Genomic DNA, 18,634 nt, shown 5'->3' on the forward strand with positions numbered 1-18,634 from the left:
TGGCAGATCATCCGCGAACTCGTCGCCGACGGCGTCACCGTCCTGCTCACCACCCAGTACCTCGAAGAAGCCGACGAACTCGCCGACCGCATCGCGGTCCTCAACGGCGGCCGCATCGTCGCCGAAGGCACCGCCGAACAGCTCAAGCGCCAGATCCCCGGCGGCCACGTCCGCCTCCGCTTCACCGACCCGACGGCCTACCGCACCGCCGCCGGCACCCTCACCGAGGCGGCCCGCGACGACGAGGCGCTGACGCTCCAGATCGCCAACGACGGCACCCAGCGCGCCCTGCGCGGACTGCTCGACCGCCTCGACACCGCCGGCATCGAGGCCGACGAACTCACCGTCCACACCCCCGACCTCGACGACGTCTTCTTCGCCCTCACCGCCACCGCCGCCGCCGCCACCGTCCCCGCCCAGCCGAAGGAGGCTGTCCGATGAGCACCCTCACCCTCGCCGTCCGTGACTCGACCACCATGCTCCGCCGGAACCTCCTGCACGCCCGGCGCTACCCGTCCCTGACGCTGAACCTGCTGCTCACCCCGGTGATGCTGCTCCTGCTCTTCGTCTACATCTTCGGTGACACGATGAGCGCCGGCATGGGCGGCGCGGACCGCGACGCGTACGTCGCCTATCTCGTCCCGGGCCTGCTCCTGATGACCATCGGCTCCACCGTCATCGGCACCGCGGTCTCCGTCTCCAACGACATGAGCGAAGGGATCATCGCCCGCTTCCGGACGATGGCGATCCACCGCCCCTCCGTCCTCGTCGGACACGTCGTCGGCAGCGTCCTCCAGTCGGTCGCCAGCGTGGTCCTCGTCGGCGCGGTCGGCGTCGCCATCGGCTTCCGCTCCAGCGGCGCCACCGCCCTGGAGTGGCTGGCGGCCTTCGGCCTCCTCGTCCTCTTCGCCTTCGCGATGACCTGGATCGCCGTCGGCATGGGCCTGGTCTCCCCCAACGCGGAGGCCGCCTCCAACAACGCCCTCCCGCTGATCTTCCTCCCGCTCATCTCCAGCGCCTTCGTCCCGGTCCACCAGATGCCCGGCTGGTTCCAGCCCATCGCCGAGTACCAGCCCTTCACCCCCGCCATCGAGACCCTCCGCGGCCTCCTCCTCGGCACCGAGATCGGCCACAACGGCTGGCTCGCGGTGGCCTGGTGCGCCGGCCTCGCCGTCCTCGGCTACGTCTGGTCGACGAAGACCTTCAACAAGGACCCCAAGTAGGACACGCGCAGCCCCGAAGCCCCTCCGCCCCGCCGGCCCACACGCCGGCGGGGCGGTCCGCGTCGGGTCCGAGCCCGGGTCCGCGTCGGGTCCGAGTCCGGGTCCGCGTCGGGTCCGAGCCCGGGTCCGCGTCGGATCGGCGTCCGGTCCCGGGCGCGGACCCGATCCTGTCGAACTCTGGCCGTTCCCCTGTTTCGCCCCGCGCCGCCCCCGCCGATCATGGATCCACCGACCGAGCGAGGGGAACCCCGAGATGGCCCTGGAGATGCGCGACCGCTGCGAACGCTGCGAGACGACGGCCCTGCCGGCCGACGGACCCGCCCGGATCTGCTCGTACGAGTGCACCTTCTGCGTGCCCTGCACGGAGGCGATGGCCGGCGTCTGTCCCAACTGCGGCGGCGAGCTCGTCCCACGCCCCCGCCGCGCCTCCTGACGCCAATGCCCTGGTCAGACCGCCGATTTGAGATCGGTACGGTAGGGCCCATGAACATATGGACACGAGGAGCCGCGGGGGCCGCCGTGTGCGCGGTGCTTCTCCTGACGGGCTGTGGGACCTCCGACGTCTCGGCGGGCCCGAACGGTACGACACCGCTGGACGCCGCAGCCGCCGGGACGGATCTGGCGCCGGTCGTCGGGGAGTGGAAGGAGGTCACCGAAGCCGGTGACACTCCCTGGACGATCCGCGTCTCCGAGGACGGCGCGTTCCGGACCACCGACGGGAGCGACACCTGCGAGGGCACGGTCAAGGCCGTGCCCTCCGAGGCGGACAAGACCTGGCGCCACTTCCTGGCGGACGCGGACTGCGGCTGGGCCGGCCGGCAGCTGGCCCCGCTGAAGCTCGGCGAGGAGGGCGGCAAGGAGTTGCTGATCCTCACCAACGACTCGGGCGAGGGGTCGGAGGAGCGCTACATCCGCGCCGGCTGACCTCCCCGGGGGCCCGGACGCTCAGCGGACGACGTCGAAGACCTGCTTCTGGATGCCGTTGGCGTACGCCTCGTGCTCGACCAGCTTCAGCTTCTGGGCGTCCTTGTCCGTGGTGCTGAAGAGCCGCTTGCCGGCGCCGAGGAGGAACGGGAAGACCAGCAGGTGGTAGCGGTCGACCAGGCCGGCGTCGGCGAGCGCGCGGTTCAGCGACGCGCTGCCGTGGACGATGATCGGGCCGCCCTCGGTCTCCTTGAGGGCGGCGACCTCGTCGAGGGTGCGGAGGATGGTCGTCGGGCCCCAGTCCGAGACCAGGTCGTCCTCGGTGAGCGTGGTGGACACGACGTACTTCGGCATCTCCTTGTACTCGGCGAAGTCCGCCATCGCCGGCCACACGGGGCTGAACGCCTCGTAGCTGACCCGGCCGAGCAGGATCGCCGTCGCCTCGCCCTGCTCGCGTCCCTTGATCTCGTACGCCTCCGGCAGGAAGTCGATGTCCTTGAAGGTCCAGCCGGAGTTCCGGTAGCCCTCCTCGCCGCCGGGGCCCTCGACGACGCCGTCGAGGGAGACGAAGGCGGAGGTGATCAGAGTGCGCATGGCGTGTTCCTCGTTTCTCGGTGCGTCCGTTGCCGTCCGCCGCGGTGTTCTTGTTCGTTCTCATGCTGTAGGACCGGGGGCCCCGGCGAAACTCATCGGTCCCGCCCGGTTGTTTCTCCGCCGGCTTTCCGCGCCGCACCTCCCCGGGTGCTTCTACTCGACGGGCGTCGTGCCGAAGGCGTCGCGGTACACCTCGCCCGTCACCGCGTCCACGTACAGGCGTTCCGTCGCGTCCGACACGTGCGGGTCGAGCTCGGGCGCGGTCTCGTCGTAGACCACGCTCACGAGCCATTCCGGTCGCCAGGCGCCGCCCCGCTCGACCGCCTGGAGGGTGTACGCCTCGACGCGCAGGCCCGGCGGCAGCGCCGCGTCCCCGGCTCCGGCCTCCAGGTGCCGGCGTACGGCCCCGGCCGCCTGGTCCGTGCTCTGCTTCGGGTCCGGGAGGTCCAGGCGGATGGGGCCGAGGGTCACGTCGACGCGGGCGACGCGGCCGGTCCTGTCCACGTGGACGTTCAGGGTGCGGGGCATGACGATGCCGCCGTCCACCCACCGCCAGGCGGTGACCCAGCCCTGGGCCGCCCCGGGCCCGGACGGATACGTTGTCGTGTCGGCGGCGCTCTGTGCCCACGGGTAGTGGGCGCGCATGTAGCGGCGGGCGGTGTCGTACGCCTCCGCCTCCGTGTCCGGCGCGGCTCCGGCGCCCGGCACCGTGAAGCCCGGAGCCGAACCCGGTCCGGTGAAGCCGGCGGTCCCCGGCTCGACGGTCAGGCGCTTGCCGTCCGGCCACGACAACGAGCCAATGCCGCCCGGGTCCTCCGGGCCCGCGCCGGGCGGCTGGACGCCGAAGACGAGGTGCGAGCAGGGGACGTCCAAGCAGGGCTGGTGGTAGACCTTCCTGACGCCGTACCCGTCGCCGAACGCCTCCCGCACCGCGGCCTCCGCCGCCCTGCGCTGGGCGGGGTCGGCGGGGGAGAGGCCCGTGCCGTCCAGATGCGTGAAGGTGATCGCGGTCCGCGCCAGGGCCATGCCGGCCACCAGGAGCACGGCGGCGGCGACGCCCGCCCCGCGTGCCCCGCCCCGCGGCGCGAAGCCCGGGGCCCTCCGCAGGAGCAGAGCGGCCAGAGCGGCGCCCGCGAGCCCGCCGAGGACGTTCATCAGGGCGTCCGAGCTGTCGCAGATCCGGCCCAGTCCGTCCACGGAGCCCTGGACGAACTCGATCGCCGGCGGCAGCGCGACGACTCCGACGAGGACCGGAAGCGGGCGGCGGACCGCTCCGAGCGCGAAGAAGCCGAGCGGCACGGTCATCGCCAGGTTCCACAACCCCTGGGTCGTGCCGAAGGGTTCGAGGACGTCGTGGTTGACCACGCAGGTCCCGGCAGCGGGGCCGCTCCCCATGAAGGTGACGCCGAGGACGCCGGTGAGGGTGGCGACGAGCCCCGCCCACCACGGGCCGTGCGGGCTCCCGCGCCGGCGGGCGGCCCACCAGGCCGCGCCCCCGAGGACGAGGGCGGCCAGCACGGAGCCGGCGAGATAGGTGAGATGGTCCTGGAATATCGCGGTCAGCACGGGGTGTGTTCCTCGGGGGCCGGTGGTCGGGGCGGAGCGGGGCGGGCCGGTGGTCGCGGCGCGGCGGGGAGGGCCGGTGGTCGGGTCGGGGCCGGTGGCGAGGGGCCCGCGGCCTTCGGGTGTCCCTGGTCTTCCACGCCGAAGATCCACGGCCGGTGGCCGCCGTGGCCGAAACTGTCCGGATCCGGCTGCCCTTCCGGCCGGTTCTCCGCGCCGCCGTCCAGGGCGGCCATATTTTCAAGCAAGCATGCTTGATTGTTTCTCGGATCGCTGCCATGCTCCCACTCCTCAGGCCCGTCCTCCCGAGGGGAGCGCACCGTGTCCGACCCCGGAGCCGTCCGTACGGTTCTCGCCGATCTGCGTGCCGAGGGTGATGAACTCGACCTGATCGTCGGGGGGTTGGGCGAGGAGCGGTGGGCGGTGGCGACGCCCGCCGCCGGCTGGACGGTCGCCCATCAGATCGCGCACCTCGCCTGGACCGACCGGGCCGCGCTGCTGGCCGTCACCGACCCCGACGCGTTCGCCGTGGAGGTCGGGAAGGCGATGGTCGCGCCCGAGCGGTTCGTCGCCGACGGGGCGGAGGAGGGCGCCGCGCTGCCGCCCGCCGAGCTGCTGGGGCGCTGGCGGGAGGGGCGGGAGCTCCTTCGGGAGGCGCTGCTCGGCGTGGAGCCGGGCGGGCGATTCCCCTGGTACGGGCCGCCGATGAGCGCGCCGGCGATGGCGACCGCGCGGCTCATGGAGACCTGGGCGCATGGGCAGGACGTGGCCGACGCGCTCGGGGTCGTACGGGCGCCCACCGCGCGGCTGCGGCACGTCGCCTGGATCGGGCACCGGGCCCGTGACTACGCCTATCTGGTGCGGGGCGAGCGGCCGCCCGCCGAGCCGGTGCGGGTGGAACTGGTCGCCCCGGACGGGGAGTCGTGGGTCTTCGGGCCCGAAGGGGCCGCCCAGCGGGTCACCGGGACCGCCCTCGACTTCTGCCTCCTCGTCACCCAGCGGGTGCACCGCGACGACACCGCCCTGCGCGCCGAGGGCGACGACGCCGAGCACTGGCTCCGCATCGCGCAGGCCTTCGCCGGACCGGCCGGCGCCGGGCGCGCGCCGAAGGGTGAGACGCGATGAACCCGCTCCGGATCGGGAACGCCTCGGGCTTCTACGGCGACCGCTTCACCGCCGTCCGCGAGATGCTGACGGGTGGCCGGCTCGACGTGCTGACTGGGGACTACCTCGCCGAGCTGACCATGCTCATCCTCGGCCGCGACCTGCTGAAGGACCCGTCCGCCGGATACGCCAGGACCTTCCTGCGGCAGATGGAGGAAGGGCTCGGGCTCGCCCACGAGCGCGGCACGCGGATCGTCGCGAACGCGGGCGGCCTCAACCCGGCGGGGCTCGCCGACGCCCTGCGGGAGCTGGCCGCGAAGCTCGGCCTGCCGACCCGGGTGGCGCACGTCGAGGGCGACCTGCTGCCGTCCGAGCCCGGCGTCCTGACCGCCAACGCCTACCTGGGCGGGGCGGGCATCGCCGCCTGTCTCGCGGCCGGCGCCGACGTCGTCGTCACCGGCCGGGTGACCGACGCGGCGCTCGTCACCGGGCCCGCGCAGTGGCACTTCGGCTGGGGGCCGGAGGAGTACGACCGGCTCGCCGGGGCGGTCGTCGCCGGGCACGTCCTGGAGTGCGGCACCCAGGCCACCGGCGGCAACTACGCCTTCTTCCGGGAGCTGGACCCGAAGACCCTGCTGCGCCCCGGCTTCCCGCTCGCCGAGCTGTACGAGGACGGCTCGGCGGTCGTCACCAAGCACCCCGGCACCGGTGGTGTCGTCGATGTCGGCACCGTCACCGCCCAGTTGCTGTACGAGACGGGCGGCGCCCGGTACGCCGGGCCCGACGCGACCGCCCGGCTCGACACCGTGCGGCTCACCCAGGACGGCCCGGACCGGGTGCGGATCGACGGGGTGCGGGGCGAGGCCCCGCCGCCCACCCTGAAGGCCGGCCGCTGCCGGCTCGGCGGCCACCGCAACGAGGTCGTCTTCGTCCTCACCGGACTCGACGTCGAGGCCAAGGCCGCGCTCGTCCGGGAGCAGGTCCACGAGACCCTGGCGAAGAACCCGCCCGCCGACGTCCGCTGGGAGCTGGCCCGCACCGACCGGGCGGACGCGGACACCGAGGAGACGGCGAGCGCGCTGCTCCGGCTCGTCGTCCGCGACCAGGACCCGGAGAAGGTGGGGCGGGCCCTGACGGGGGCGGCGATCGAGCTGGCCCTCGCGAGCTACCCCGGCTTCCACGTCACCGCGCCGCCCGGCAGGGGCGCCCCCTACGGGGTCTTCGAGACGGCGTACGTGCCCGTCGGCGACGTCCCGCACACGGCCGTGCTGCCCGAGGGGACCCGCGCCGCGATCCCCGTACCGCCGGCGGCCCGCGTCCTGGAAGCCGTACCCGAGCCGGCCCTGCCCGCGCCGCCGACGCCGGGGCCGACCGTGCGGGCGCCGCTCGGGCGGATCGCGGGCGCCCGCAGCGGCGACAAGGGCGGGGACGCCAATGTGGGGGTGTGGGTGCGGACGGAGGCGGAGTGGCGGTGGCTCGTCCACACGCTGACCACCGACCGGTTCCGCGCGCTCCTCCCGGAGACGGCGGAGCTGGACGTCACCCGGCACGTGCTGCCGAACCTGCGGGCGCTGAACTTCACCGTCACCGGGATCCTCGGCGAGGGCGTCGCCTCGCAGGCCCGCTTCGACCCCCAGGCCAAGGCGCTCGGCGAATGGCTCCGCTCCCGGCACGTCGACGTCCCCGAGGACCTGCTGTGACCGCCCGCCCGACGCCCGCCGCCGTGTGCCGCGCGACCGCCCGCCCCGTCCCTCCGGAGGAACTTCCGTGACCGTCCTCGCCTCCGCCCTCGACACCGGCGGACCCGACCACGCCGCCCACCGGGCCGCGATGCTCGACAAGCTCGCCGCCCTCGACGCCGAGCACGCCAAGGCCCTCGCGGGCGGCGGCGAGAAGTACACCGCCCGGCACCGGGGGCGCGGCAAGCTGCTGGCCCGCGAGCGGATCGAGCTCCTGCTCGACCAGGACTCGCCGTTCCTGGAGCTGTCCCCGCTCGCCGCCTGGGGCAGCTCGTACCCCGTGGGCGCGTCCCTGGTCACCGGCATCGGGGTCGTCGAGGGCGTCGAGTGCCTGATCACCGCCAACGACCCGACCGTGCGCGGCGGCGCCTCCAACCCGTGGACCCTGAAGAAGGCGCTGCGGGCGAACGAGATCGCGTTCGCCAACCGGCTCCCGGTGATCTCCCTCGTGGAGTCCGGCGGCGCCGACCTGCCCTCCCAGAAGGAGATCTTCATCCCGGGCGGGGCGCTCTTCCGCGACCTGACCCGGCTCTCCGCCGCCGGCATCCCGACGGTCGCGGTCGTCTTCGGCAACTCGACGGCCGGCGGGGCGTACGTGCCCGGCATGTCCGACCACACGGTGATGATCGAGGAGCGGTCGAAGGTCTTCCTCGGCGGGCCGCCGCTGGTGAAGATGGCGACCGGCGAGGAGAGCGACGACGAGTCCCTGGGCGGCGCGGCGATGCACGCGCGCGTGTCCGGCCTCGCCGACCACTACGCCGTCGACGAGCCCGACGCGATCCGGCAGGCCCGCCGGATCGTCGCCCGGCTCAACCACCGCAAGGCGCACCGGGATCCGGACGCGCTGGCCGTCGAGCCGCCGAAGTACGACGCCGAGGAACTGCTCGGGATCGTGCCCGGCGACCTCAAGACGCCGTTCGACCCGCGCGAGGTGATCGCCCGGATCGTCGACGGCTCCGACTTCGACGAGTTCAAGCCGCTGTACGGCCCTTCGCTCGCCACGGGCTGGGCGCGGCTGCACGGCTACCCGGTCGGCGTCCTCGCCAACGCGCAGGGCGTGCTGTTCTCCGCCGAGTCGCAGAAGGCCGCGCAGTTCATCCAGCTGGCGAACCAGCGGGACATCCCGCTGCTCTTCCTCCACAACACCACCGGCTACATGGTGGGCAAGGAGTACGAGCAGGGCGGCATCATCAAGCACGGCGCGATGATGATCAACGCGGTGTCGAACTCGAAGGTGCCGCACCTGTCCGTCCTCATGGGGGCGAGCTACGGCGCCGGGCACTACGGCATGTGCGGCCGGGCGTACGACCCCCGGTTCCTCTTCGCCTGGCCGAGCGCCAAGTCCGCCGTCATGGGCCCGCAGCAGCTCGCGGGCGTGCTGTCGATCGTGGCGCGGGCGTCGGCGGCGGCGAAGGGGCAGCCGTACGACGAGGAGGCGGACGCCGGTCTGCGGGCCCTGGTCGAGGCCCAGATCGAGTCCGAGTCGCTGCCGGCGTTCCTCTCCGGGCTGCTCTACGACGACGGCGTCATCGACCCCCGCGACACCCGCACGGTCCTCGGGCTGTGCCTGTCCGCGATCCACACGGCACCGGTCGAGGGCGCGCGCGGCGGCTTCGGCGTCTTCCGAATGTGAGGCACCAGTTGATTTCCACGCTGCTCGTCGCCAACCGCGGCGAGATCGCCTGCCGCGTCTTCCGCACCTGCCGCGAGCTGGGCATCAGGACCGTCGCCGTCTTCTCGGACGCCGACGCGGACGCGCTGCACGTGCGGGAGGCGGACACGGCGGTACGGCTGCCGGGGGCCGCGTCCTCGGAGACGTACCTGCGCGGGGATCTCGTCGTGGCGGCGGCGCTCGCCGCGGGCGCGGACGCGGTCCACCCCGGGTACGGCTTCCTCTCCGAGAACGCGGATTTCGCGCGGGCGGTGACCGGCGCCGGGCTGACCTGGATCGGGCCGCCGCCGGAGGCCATCGAGGCGATGGCGTCGAAGACCCGCGCCAAGGAGCTCCTCGGCATCGCGCCGCTCACCGACGTCACCGCCGGCGACCTGCCGGTCCTGGTGAAGGCGGCGGCGGGCGGCGGCGGCCGGGGCATGCGGATCGTCCGCGAACTCGCGGAGCTGGAGGACGCGTTGGCGGCCGCCTCGGCCGAGGCGGCGAGTGCCTTCGGGGACGGCGAGGTGTTCGTCGAGCCGTACGTGGAGAACGGCCGGCACGTCGAGGTGCAGGTGCTCGCCGACGCGTACGGCACGGTCTGGACGCTCGGCACCCGCGACTGCTCCCTCCAGCGCCGGCACCAGAAGGTCATCGAGGAGGCCCCGGCGCCGGGCCTGCCGCCCGCGCTCACGGAGGAGCTGTACGAGCGGTCGGCGGCGGCGGCGAAGGCGGTCGGCTACGTCGGCGCGGGCACGGTGGAGTTCCTGGTCGCGGACGCCCCCAGGGCTGACGGCTCCCCCCGGGCTGTCGGCTCCCCCCGGGCTGTCGGCTCCGCCCGGGCTGTCGGCTCCGCCCGGGTCGTCGGCTCCGCCCGGGCGGGGGGGATCCCCGAGGCGGGGGGGATCCCCGAGGCGGGGGGGATCCCCGAGGCCGAGGGGATCCCCCAGGCGCACTTCCTGGAGATGAACACCCGCCTCCAGGTCGAGCACCCGGTGACCGAGGAGGTGTACGGCGTCGACCTCGTCGCCCTCCAGCTGGCCGTCGCCGAGGGGTCCCCGCTCCCGCCGGAGCCGCCCGCCCCCCGGGGCCACGCGGTGGAGGCCCGGCTCTACGCCGAGGACCCGGCGGCGCGGTGGGCCCCGCAGACGGGCCGTCTGCACGCCTTCGACGTGCCCGGCGTCCGCCTCGACACCGGATACGCCTCCGGGGACACCGTGCCGGTGCACTACGACGCCATGCTCGCCAAGGTCGTCGCCCACGCGCCGACCCGCGCGGAGGCCGTCCGCAAGCTCGCCCGCGCCCTGGAGCGGGCCGTGATCCACGGCCCGGCCACCAACCGGGACCTCCTCGTCGCCTCGCTGCGGCACCCCGGCTTCCAGGACCACCGGAGCCTCGACACCGGCTTCTACGACCGGCACCTCGACGCGCTCGCCGCCCCGCCGGACGGCGCGGAGCACGCGGCCGTCGCCGCCGCGCTCGCCGACGCGGCCCGCAACTCCGGCCGTTTCGGGGGAGGGTGGCGGAACGTGCGCTCCGGGGAGCAGGCCAAGACCTTCGGGGAGCACGAGGTCCGCTACCGGCCCACCCGGGACGGCGGGTACGAGGTCATCGCCCCCGAGGGCGTCCGGGTCGTGAGCGCCGCCCCCGATCGCGTACGCCTCGAAGTCGGCGGGGTCGTCACGGACTTCGAGCCGGCAGGGTACGGCGACGGCACCGTCCACGTCGGACCGCACCGGCTCGCCGCCCGCCCCCGCTTCACCGACCCGCGCGAGCGGACGCTCCCCGGCTCCCTGCTCGCCCCCATGCCCGGCACCGTCGTCCGGCTCGCGGACGGCCTCGCCGTCGGCGACCGGGTCGAGGCCGGGCAGCCCCTGCTCTGGCTGGAGGCGATGAAGATGGAGCACCGCGTCACCGCTCCCGCCTCCGGCACGCTCACCGCGCTCCACGCCGCCCCCGGCCGCCAGGTCGAGGTCGGCGCCCTGCTCGCCGTCGTACAGACCGAAGACGTCCCGGCCGGAGACGTACCGGCCGAAGACCGGGAGGACCAGCACCGATGAGCAGCACCGACATAGAGCCCAGGGAGCACACCGAGCTCCGCGCCGCCGTCTCCGCGCTCGGCCGCCGCCACGGCCCCGGCTTCGACCGGGCGGCCCTGTGGGCGGAGGCCGGCAAGCTCGGCTACCTGGGCGTGAACCTGCCGGAGGAGTACGGCGGCGGGGGCGGCGGCATGGCCGAGCTGTCCATCGTCCTGGAGGAGGCCGGGGCCGCCGGCGCCCCGCTCCTGATGATGGTGGTGTCGCCGGCGATCTGCGGCACGGTCATCTCCCGCTTCGGCACCGACGCGCAGAAGGCGGCCTGGCTCCCGGGCCTCGCCGACGGGTCGCGCACGATGGCCTTCGGCATCACCGAGCCGGACGCGGGCTCGAACTCGCACCGGATCACCACCACCGCCACCCGCACCGAGGACGGCTGGGTCCTCGACGGCCGGAAGGTCTTCGTCTCGGGCGTCGACATCGCCGACGCGACCCTCGTCGTCGGCCGCACCTCCGACGCCCGCACCGGCAACCTCAAGGCGTGCCTCTTCATCGTCCCGCGCGACACCCCCGGCTTCGGCCGCCGTCACATCGAGATGGAACTCGACGCGGACGAGAAGCAGTTCGAGCTGACCCTCGACGACGTGCACCTGCCGGCCGACGCGCTGGTCGGCGACGAGGACGCGGGGCTGCTCCAGCTCTTCGCCGGCCTCAACCCGGAGCGGATCATGACGGCCGCCTTCGCGATCGGCATGGGCCGGTACGCCCTCGACCGGGCGGTCGCCTACGCCAAGGAGCGGCAGGTCTGGAAGGCCCCCATCGGCGCCCACCAGGCCATCGCGCACCCCCTCGCCCAGGCCCACATCGAGCTCGAACTCGCCCGCCTGATGATGCAGAAGGCGGCGAAGCTGTACGACGCGGGTGACGACCTGGGCGCGGGCGAGGCGGCCAACATGGCGAAGTACGCGGCGGCGGAGGCGTGCGTGAAGGCCGTCGACACCGCCGTCCACACCCTCGGCGGCAACGGCCTGACGAAGGAGTTCGGCCTCGCCCGCCTGGTCACCGCGTCCCGGGTGGCCAGGATCGCCCCGGTCAGCCGGGAGATGATCCTGAACTTCGTCTCGACGCACACCCTGGGGCTGCCCAAGTCGTACTGAGCCCGGGGGAGGGACTTCCGGCCACGGACCTCCGGGTTCCGCCCGCCGGATCCCGATTCCGGGATCCCGATTCCCGGATCCCGGATCCCGATCCTCGAATAGCGCCCACCAGTTGTGAAGGTCCTGTGTACGATCCACGGCCACGGTACTCCGCTCGGTGCCCGTCGTCCCTTCACGCCTCTGGAGTCGCGCGTGTACCCGCAGCCGAACCCCTATCAGCCCGCCCCGGCGTGGCAGCCGCCGCGCCGGTGGTGGCAGCACCCCGCCCTGATCATCGCGCTGCTCGTCCTCCTCCCGCCGGTGGGCATAGCCCTGGCGTGGCTCGGCCGGTGGACGAACCGCACGAAGATCGTGGCGACGGTGCTGTCCGCGCTCTGGTTCCTCCTGTTCCTGGTCACCGACCCGGAGAAGGAGAAGAAGGGCACGGACGGGGACCCGAAGCCGGCGGTGACGGCGACGGCCACGGCGACCCCGACGCCCGAGCCGACCACCCAGGCGCCCGAGCCGACGACCGAGGCGCCCACCACCGAGGCCCCGACGCCCACGCCGGAGCCGACCACCCAGGCCCCGACCACCCAGGCCCCGACCACGACGCCCCCGACCACCGAGGCCCCCGAGCCCACCACCCAGGCGCCCACCACCCAGGCCCCGAAGCCGGCGAAGCCGAAGCCGACGCAGGCGACCCGGCCGCCGGAGACGGCCGAGCCGGAGCCGGAGCCGACCACCGAGGCCCCCGCCCAGGAGGTCTACTACGCGAACTGCGCCGCCGTCCGCGCGGCCGGCGCCGACCCCATCTACGCCGGCGATCCCGGCTACAGCCGCAAGCTGGACCGCGACGGCGACGGCGTCGCCTGCGAGTGAGGCCACCGGGCCTGGAACCGGTCCGTGAACCGGTCCGAGGCCACCGGGCCTGAAACTGGTCCTGGAACCGGTCCGGGGTCAGGGGCACGGCGCCCCTGACCCCGCCCGCCCCGAACCATGCAGGCGTGCTTGATTGTTTTACGGGTGGCTGACAGGGTCTCCCCAAGCGGTACCCGCAGCAGCGATCCTGGCGGCCACCTTCCACCTCTCCAGGGGGCAACGCATGGTGTTCCACAGCGAGTACGAGCCGGTCTCCACCCTGTCCCTCCCCATCCACGACGCCGTCCTCGGCGGGGCCGCCGCCTTCGGGGACGCGCCCGCGCTGGTCGACGGGGCCGGAGAAATGTCCCTCTCGTACGCGCAGGTGGACGCCTTCCACCGGCGGGTCGCCGCCGGTCTCGCGGAGGCCGGGGTGCGGAAGGGGGACGTGCTCGCGCTGCACAGCCCCAACACCGTGCTCTTCCCGGTCGCGTTCTACGCCGCCACCCGCGCCGGCGCCTCCGTCACCACCGTCCATCCGCTCGCGACGCCCGAGGAGTTCGCCAAGCAGCTGCGGGACTCGGCCGCGCGCTGGATCGTCACCGTCTCGCCGCTGCTGCCGGCCGCCCGGGCCGCCGCCGAACTCGCGGGCGGCATCGAGGAGATCTTCGTCTGCGACACGGCGCCGGAGGGCGAGGGCGTCCGCTCGCTCCAGGCGTTCCTCGCCTCCACGGCGCCCGAGCCGGTGATCGCCGTCGACCCCGCCGAGGACGTCGCCGCCCTCCCGTACTCCTCCGGCACCACCGGCGTCCCCAAGGGCGTGATGCTCACCCACGCCTCCATCGCGACCAACCTGGCGCAGCTGGAGCCGTTCATCCCGATGGGCCCGGGCGACCACATCCTCGCGGTCCTCCCCTTCTTCCACATCTACGGGCTCACGGCCCTGATGAACGCGCCGCTCCGCAAGGGCGCCACCGTCGTCGTCCTCCCGCGCTTCGAGCTCGACACCTTCCTCGGCGCCATCCAGAAGCACCGCATCAACGGCCTGTACGTGGCTCCGCCGATCGTCCTCGCGCTCGCCAAGCACCCGGCCGTCGCCGACTACGACCTGTCCTCGCTGGAGTACATCGTCTCCGCCGCCGCCCCGCTCGACGCGGCGCTCGCCGAGGCGTGCTCGGCCAGGCTCGGGCTGCCGCCGGTGCGGCAGGCGTACGGCATGACCGAGCTGTCCCCGGGCACCCACGTCACCCCGCTCTCCGCCGAGAACCCGCCGCCCGGCACCGTCGGCAGACTGCTGCCCTCCACCGAGCTGCGGATCCTCTCCCTCGACGACCCCTCGAAGGACGCCGCCCCCGGCGAGGAGGGCGAGATCGCCATCCGGGGCCCGCAGGTCATGAAGGGGTACCTGGGGCGGCCGGACGCCACCGCCGCGATGATCGACGAGGACGGCTGGGTGCACACCGGCGACATCGGCCGCGTCGACGCCGACGGCTGGCTGTACGTCGTGGACCGGGTGAAGGAACTCATCAAGTACAAGGGCTTCCAGGTCGCCCCGGCCGAGCTGGAGGCCCTGCTCCTCACCCACGAGGGCGTCGCCGACGCCGCCGTCATCGGGGTGACCGACGCCGACGGCACGGAGATCCCGAAGGCGTTCGTCGTGCGCCAGCCGGCCGCGCCCGGGCTGACCGCCGAGGACGTCATGGCCCATGTGGCCGCCCGGGTCTCCCCGTACAAGAAGGTCCGGGCCGTCGAGTTCATCGACGCGGTGCCCCGGGCCGCCTCCGGAAAGATCCTCCGTCGCGAGCTGCGAGAAAGCTGAGGAACCGCACATGACCCTGGTCGCCGTCACCGAGGAGCGGGGGATCACCACCCTCGCCCTCGACTCACCGGACACCCGCAACGCCCTCTCGGCGGCGCTCGTCACCGAACTCGGCGAGGCGCTGGCGGCGGCCGGGAAGGACCCGTCGGTACGGGCGGTGGTGCTCACGCACACCGGCTCCACGTTCAGCGCGGGCGCGGACCTGAAGGCGCCGCCGAGCCCGTACACCTTCGTCGACCTGCTCCGGCAGGTCGTCGAGCTGCCGAAACCGGTCGTCGGTCACGTCAGGGCCGGCGGCCGGGCCCGCGCGGGCGGCCTCGGCCTGCTGGGCGCCTGCGACGTCGTGGTGGCGGGGGAGGGGGCGGACTTCGCCCTGACGGAGGTACGGATCGGGGTGGCGCCCGCGGTGATCTCGCTGACCCTGCTGCCGAGGCTGGAGCCGCGCGCGGCCGCCCGCCACTACCTCACCGGCGAGCGCTTCGGCGTCCCCGAGGCGCGGACGATGGGCCTCGTCACGGCCGGCGACGACGAGCTCGACGCGATCCTCGACGGCCTGCGGGCGGGCTCGCCGCAGGGCCTGCGCGAGTCGAAGCGGCTGCTCACCGCTAGAGTCCTGGAGACCTTCGAGCGCGACGCGGAGGAGCTCGTGCAGAGATCGGCCACGCTCTTCGCCTCCGCCGAGGCGCGCGAGGGCATGACGGCCTTCCTCGAACGACGGGACCCCGAATGGCGGCTGTGACCGCGCACCGGCAGCAGGACGGACAGCCGGGCTCCGACCGTGGGCCGGCCGCCGGCCGGGGCGGGGCTTCCGACCGCGGCCCGGCCCCGGACCGAGGCCCGGCCGCCGACCGGAGTCCTGCCACCGACCGGAGCGGAGCTTCCGACCGGAGCCAGGGTGCCGACCGGACCCCGGCTGCCGACCGCAGCCCCAAGCAGGACCGGAGCCGGGCGACCCGGCAGCGGCTTCTGGAGGCCGCCGTGGCGTGCCTGGCCGAGCACGGCTGGGCGGGCTCCACGGTGGCGGTGGTCGCCGAGCGGGCCGGGGTCTCCCGGGGTGCCGCCCAGCACCACTTCCCGACCCGGGAGGACCTGTTCACGGCGGCGGTCGAGTACGTCGCGGAGGAGCGCTCGCAGGCGCTGCGGGCGCTGCCCACCGACGACCGGGAGCAGACCGTCGCCGCGCTCGTCGGCCTCTTCACCGGCCCGCTGTTCCGGGCGGCCCTCCAGCTGTGGGTGGCCGCGTCGAACGAGGAGCAGCTCCGGGCCCGGGTGACCGAGCTGGAGGCCCGGGTGGGCCGCGAGTCGCACCGGATCGCCGTCGAACTGCTGGGCGCCGACGAGTCCCGCCCCGGAGTCCGGGAGACCGTCCAGGGCCTCCTGGACATGGCCCGGGGCCTGGGCCTGGCGACCCTCCTCACCGACGACACGACCCGCCGCGACCGTGTGGTCGCCCAGTGGTCCCGCCTGATCGACGAGGCGCTGGCCTCCTAGGCCGGCACTCCGAAGCGTTCCGCCCAGGCGGTGACGTCGGCCGTGGTGGCGTTGCCGCCGCAGACGACCAGGCCGAGGCGGGCGTCGGGGCCGACGCGGTCGAGGACCGTGCGGGCGGCGGGGAGGAGGCAGCCGGCGGCGGGTTCGGCCCAGACCTTGGCGTGCTCGGCGAGGTCGAGCGTGCCGCGGACGGCCTCCGCGTCGGTGACCGTGACGACGTCCTCGACCAGCGCGACGACGTGCGCGTAGGTGAGCGGGGAGACCGTCGGCGCGCTCAGCGTGCTCACCACGGAGGAGAGCTCGACCTGCACCGGGCCGCCCGCGGCGAGCGCGGCCGACATGGCGTGCGCGCCCTCGGTCTCCACGCCCCAGACCCGGACGCCGGGGCGGCGGGCGCGCAGCGCGGTGGCGACGCCGGAGATCAGGGCGCCGCCGCCGATGCTGACCAGGACGTCGGTGAGCTCCCCGGCGTCCTCGGCGAGTTCCAGGCCGACGGTGCCCTGCGCGGCGACGACGAGCGGGTCGTCGAAGGGATGGACGAGGGTGAGGCCCGCGTCGCACAGCTCCTCCATGAGCGCGAAGGCGCCCTTCATGGTGTCGGCGAGCAGCACCTCGGCGCCGGCCTCCTCGGCGCGGGCGACCGCCCGGGCGGGTGCGGAGCGGGGCATGACGACGGTGGCGCGGACCCCCAGCGCGCCCGCCATGACGGCGAGCCCGATGCCGTGGTTGCCGCCGCTGACGGCGACGACCCCGGCGGCCCGCTCGGCGGGCCCGAGCGCGAGCAGCTTGGCGGCGGCCCCGCGCGCCTTGAACGAGCCGGTGCGCTGGAGCAGTTCCAGCTTGACGGTGACGTCGGCGCCGAGCAGCGCGCTCAGCCCGGGACTGGCGAGCGTCGGCGTCCGCAGCACGTGCCCGGCAAGACGCTCTGATGCGGCCTCGACATCCGCGACGGTGATCAACACACCCCCACTCTGCCCCACCCACCCCACCCGGCACACCCCCCGACGGCCCCCGACCCCGAACCGTCCGCAGAAGGGCCGCCCACCCCTCGCGGACGCGCAGCCGCCCCCACGCCCGCCGCCCAGCCGCCCCCGCCCCTTGTGACGCGGGCCACAGGCGATCCGGCGCGCCCGCAGTACGCTGGTCGCATGCCTCCGCTCGTTCGCCGCCGTCACGTGGACTTCGTCCGCGTCACGAGCATGAGCTGTCGCCGCGACGTCTGACCCCAGGGGCGCCCACCACTCCGCCCCGCGAGGGTCCCTTCACCGACCCCTGTCGACCGGCACCCGCGGCCCCCGCCCCACCCTGGCGGCCGCCCCGGGACCCGTACACCCGCGGACGCACCCATGAGCCTCAGCGCACTCACCCGTTCCACCGCCTCCACCCCCGCCGTCTCGTACGCCTCGCAGCTCCCGATCGTCGACCTCTCTGCGGCCGACCGCGGGCCCGGTGCCCGTCGGCTGCTCCACGCCCAGCTGCACTCCGCCGCGCACGACGTCGGCTTCTTCCAGCTGGTCGGGCACGGCGTGACCGAGGCGGAGGTCCGGGCGCTCACCGACGCGATGCACGCCTTCTTCGCCCTCCCCGAGGCGGACCGGCGCGCGGTCGACAACCTCAACTCGCCGCACTTCCGCGGCTACACCCGGGTCGGTGACGAGCGCACCGGAGGCTCCCGCGACTGGCGCGACCAGCTCGACATCGGCGCCGAGCGGCCCGCCCGCGCCCCCGGGCCCTGGGAGCCCCCGTACTGGTGGCTGGAGGGCCCCAACCAGTGGCCCGAGGCCCTGCCCGAGCTGCGCACGGCGGCGCTCCACTGGATCGACCGGCTCAGCGGCGTCGCCGAGAGGCTGCTGCGCGAACTGCTCGCCTCGATCGGCGCCCGCGAGGACTTCTACGCGGACATCTTCGGGCCCCGCGCCCATTCGCACCTCAAGCTGGTGCGCTACCCGGGCAGCAGCGGCGACGGCGACGACCAGGGCGTCGGCGCCCACAAGGACTACGGCTTCCTGACCCTTCTGCTCCAGGACCAGGTCGGCGGGCTCCAGGTGCAGCGGGAGGACGGGATCTTCCACGACGTGCCGCCGCTGCCCGGCGCCTTCGTCGTCAACCTCGGCGAGCTCCTCGAAGTCGCGACGAACGGCTATCTGATCGCCACCAACCACCGGGTGGTCTCCCCGCCCGGGGCGACGGAGCGCTACTCCGTCCCGTTCTTCTACAACCCGCGGCTCGACGCCCGGATCGCTCCGCTCGACTTCCCGTACGCGGACCGGGCGCCGGGCGTGACGACCGACCCGGCGAACCCGCTCTTCGCCGAGTACGGCCGCAACGAGCTGAAGGGGAAGGTCCGCGCGCACCCGCTGGTCGCCGCGCGCCACCACGCGGACCTCCTCCTCCGACAGGACCTTCCGGCCTAACCGAGAGGCGTCGGCTCACGGGCGTCGACCGACGGGCGTCAGCCGAGCGGCGTCAGCCCACGGGTGTGCACCCATCGGC

Annotated in this window: 17 protein-coding genes; 14 read left to right on the forward strand and 3 right to left on the reverse strand. The window is 74.3% G+C overall.

From position 1 onward, the window contains the following. The 4 genes from ACFYT9_RS07805 to ACFYT9_RS07820 form a co-directional block, all read left to right on the forward strand. On the forward strand, positions 1-441 hold a 441-nt coding region (locus ACFYT9_RS07805; RefSeq protein ID WP_389161679.1), incomplete at its 5' end, for a DUF4162 domain-containing protein. Continuing rightward, positions 438-1,223, forward strand: a complete 786-nt coding sequence (locus ACFYT9_RS07810; protein ID WP_389161680.1) for an ABC transporter permease — start codon at positions 438-440, stop codon at positions 1,221-1,223. The genes ACFYT9_RS07805 and ACFYT9_RS07810, both read left to right, overlap by 4 nt. Positions 1,224-1,476: 253 nt before the next feature. Next, positions 1,477-1,656 (forward strand): DUF1272 domain-containing protein, encoded by a 180-nt coding sequence (locus tag ACFYT9_RS07815; protein ID WP_389161682.1) that lies wholly within the window; start codon positions 1,477-1,479, stop codon positions 1,654-1,656. Positions 1,657-1,706: 50 nt separating this feature from the next. Continuing rightward, the gene (locus ACFYT9_RS07820) at positions 1,707-2,147 is read left to right on the forward strand and encodes a hypothetical protein (protein WP_389161684.1); all 441 of its coding nucleotides are present in this window, start codon (positions 1,707-1,709) and stop codon (positions 2,145-2,147) included. Between the two features lie 21 nt (positions 2,148-2,168). On the opposite strand, the gene ACFYT9_RS07825 is transcribed toward ACFYT9_RS07820, so the two are convergent. After that, positions 2,169-2,741: a dihydrofolate reductase family protein gene (locus ACFYT9_RS07825; protein ID WP_387271522.1), complete on the reverse strand. Its 573-nt coding sequence runs from the start codon at positions 2,739-2,741 to the stop codon at positions 2,169-2,171. A gap of 153 nt (positions 2,742-2,894) precedes the next feature. Next, entirely contained in the window at positions 2,895-4,307 is a 1,413-nt protein-coding gene (locus ACFYT9_RS07830) for a VanZ family protein (RefSeq protein WP_389161686.1), read from the reverse strand. 318 nt (positions 4,308-4,625) lie between these two features. Between ACFYT9_RS07830 and ACFYT9_RS07835 the strand changes: the two genes are divergently transcribed. From ACFYT9_RS07835 to ACFYT9_RS07875, 9 genes are all read left to right on the forward strand, one after another. Then, positions 4,626-5,429, forward strand: coding sequence for a TIGR03084 family metal-binding protein (locus ACFYT9_RS07835; protein WP_389161688.1), 804 nt, complete (start codon positions 4,626-4,628; stop codon positions 5,427-5,429). After that, entirely contained in the window at positions 5,426-7,108 is a 1,683-nt protein-coding gene (locus tag ACFYT9_RS07840) for an acyclic terpene utilization AtuA family protein (RefSeq protein ID WP_389161690.1), read from the forward strand. The genes ACFYT9_RS07835 and ACFYT9_RS07840 overlap by 4 nt, the downstream gene beginning before the upstream one ends. 67 nt (positions 7,109-7,175) lie before the next feature. Next, positions 7,176-8,780 carry an acyl-CoA carboxylase subunit beta gene (locus tag ACFYT9_RS07845; RefSeq protein WP_389161692.1) on the forward strand — a complete coding sequence of 535 codons (1,605 nt, stop codon included), beginning with the start codon at positions 7,176-7,178 and terminating at the stop codon, positions 8,778-8,780. Positions 8,781-8,788: 8 nt separating this feature from the next. Beyond that, positions 8,789-10,858 carry an acetyl/propionyl/methylcrotonyl-CoA carboxylase subunit alpha gene (locus tag ACFYT9_RS07850; protein ID WP_389161694.1) on the forward strand — a complete coding sequence of 690 codons (2,070 nt, stop codon included), beginning with the start codon at positions 8,789-8,791 and terminating at the stop codon, positions 10,856-10,858. Then, entirely contained in the window at positions 10,855-11,991 is a 1,137-nt protein-coding gene (locus ACFYT9_RS07855) for an acyl-CoA dehydrogenase family protein (RefSeq protein WP_376600270.1), read from the forward strand. Before ACFYT9_RS07850 ends, ACFYT9_RS07855 begins: the two co-directional genes overlap by 4 nt. 192 nt (positions 11,992-12,183) lie before the next feature. Then, a complete protein-coding gene (locus ACFYT9_RS07860) occupies positions 12,184-12,852 on the forward strand; it encodes an excalibur calcium-binding domain-containing protein (protein WP_389161695.1) in 669 nt (222 codons plus the stop codon). Between the two features lie 223 nt (positions 12,853-13,075). Next, the gene (locus tag ACFYT9_RS07865; RefSeq protein ID WP_389161697.1) at positions 13,076-14,650 is read left to right on the forward strand and encodes an AMP-binding protein; all 1,575 of its coding nucleotides are present in this window, start codon (positions 13,076-13,078) and stop codon (positions 14,648-14,650) included. Positions 14,651-14,660: 10 nt separating this feature from the next. Beyond that, positions 14,661-15,389, forward strand: a complete 729-nt coding sequence (locus ACFYT9_RS07870; protein ID WP_376600276.1) for an enoyl-CoA hydratase family protein — start codon at positions 14,661-14,663, stop codon at positions 15,387-15,389. Beyond that, entirely contained in the window at positions 15,377-16,141 is a 765-nt protein-coding gene (locus tag ACFYT9_RS07875; RefSeq protein WP_389161699.1) for a TetR/AcrR family transcriptional regulator, read from the forward strand. Before ACFYT9_RS07870 ends, ACFYT9_RS07875 begins: the two co-directional genes overlap by 13 nt. Here the strand turns inward: ACFYT9_RS07875 and ACFYT9_RS07880 are convergent. After that, positions 16,138-17,100: a threonine/serine dehydratase gene (locus ACFYT9_RS07880; protein WP_387271654.1), complete on the reverse strand. Its 963-nt coding sequence runs from the start codon at positions 17,098-17,100 to the stop codon at positions 16,138-16,140. The two genes, ACFYT9_RS07875 and ACFYT9_RS07880, sit on opposite strands and share 4 nt — an antisense overlap. A 387-nt stretch (positions 17,101-17,487) precedes the next feature. Between ACFYT9_RS07880 and ACFYT9_RS07885 the strand changes: the two genes are divergently transcribed. Further along, positions 17,488-18,555 carry an isopenicillin N synthase family dioxygenase gene (locus ACFYT9_RS07885; protein WP_389161701.1) on the forward strand — a complete coding sequence of 356 codons (1,068 nt, stop codon included), beginning with the start codon at positions 17,488-17,490 and terminating at the stop codon, positions 18,553-18,555. Positions 18,556-18,634 lie beyond the last annotated feature (79 nt).

Source organism: Streptomyces sp. NPDC004435 (assembly GCF_042873895.1).
Taxonomy (GTDB): domain Bacteria; phylum Actinomycetota; class Actinomycetes; order Streptomycetales; family Streptomycetaceae; genus Streptomyces.